The following is a 1,017-nucleotide window of genomic DNA, read 5'->3' on the forward strand; positions in this document are numbered from 1 at the left end:
TTCATTCCCTCCAGAGTGGATCCTGAGTACGGCGGAACACGTGAAATTCCGTCGGAATCCGGGAGGACCATCTCCCAAGGCTAAATACTACCTAGTGACCGATAGTGAACCAGTACCGTGAGGGAAAGGTGAAAAGCACCCCGGAAGGGGAGTGAAAGAGATCCTGAAACCGTGTGCCTACAAGTAGTTAGAGCCCGTTAATGGGTGATAGCGTGCCTTTTGTAGAATGAACCGGCGAGTTACGATTACGTGCGAGGTTAAGTCGAGAAGACGGAGCCGCAGCGAAAGCGAGTCTGAATAGGGCGAATTAGTACGTGGTCGTAGACCCGAAACCAGGTGATCTACCCATGTCCAGGGTGAAGGTGAGGTAACACTCACTGGAGGCCCGAACCCACGCACGTTGAAAAGTGCGGGGATGAGGTGTGGGTAGCGGAGAAATTCCAATCGAACCTGGAGATAGCTGGTTCTCTCCGAAATAGCTTTAGGGCTAGCCTCGTGATTGAGAATACCGGAGGTAGAGCACTGTTTGGACTAGGGGGGCATCTCGCTTTACCGAATTCAGACAAACTCCGAATGCCGGATATTTATACACGGGAGTCAGACTGCGAGTGATAAGATCCGTAGTCAAGAGGGAAACAGCCCAGACCACCAGCTAAGGTCCCCAAGTAATCGTTAAGTGGAAAAGGATGTGGCGTTGCTTAGACAACCAGGATGTTGGCTTAGAAGCAGCCATCATTTAAAGAGTGCGTAATAGCTCACTGGTCGAGTGACGCTGCGCCGAAAATGTATCGGGGCTAAACGATTCACCGAAGCTGTGGATGCATACCGTTGGTATGCGTGGTAGGAGAGCGTTCTAATGGCGTTGAAGCCAGACCGGAAGGACTGGTGGAGCGATTAGAAGTGAGAATGCCGGTATGAGTAGCGAAACATGGGTGAGAATCCCATGCACCGTATGACTAAGGTTTCCTGAGGAAGGCTCGTCCGCTCAGGGTTAGTCGGGACCTAAGCCGAGGCCGA

1 rRNA gene is annotated in these 1,017 nt (G+C 52.0%); it reads left to right on the plus strand.

From position 1 onward, the window contains the following. Positions 1–1,017 (plus strand): 23S ribosomal RNA (locus ACTHOQ_RS18870); the annotation flags it as partial.

It is taken from the genome of Solibacillus silvestris (assembly GCF_051967575.1).
Classification (GTDB): Bacteria; Bacillota; Bacilli; order Bacillales_A; family Planococcaceae; genus Solibacillus; species Solibacillus silvestris_B.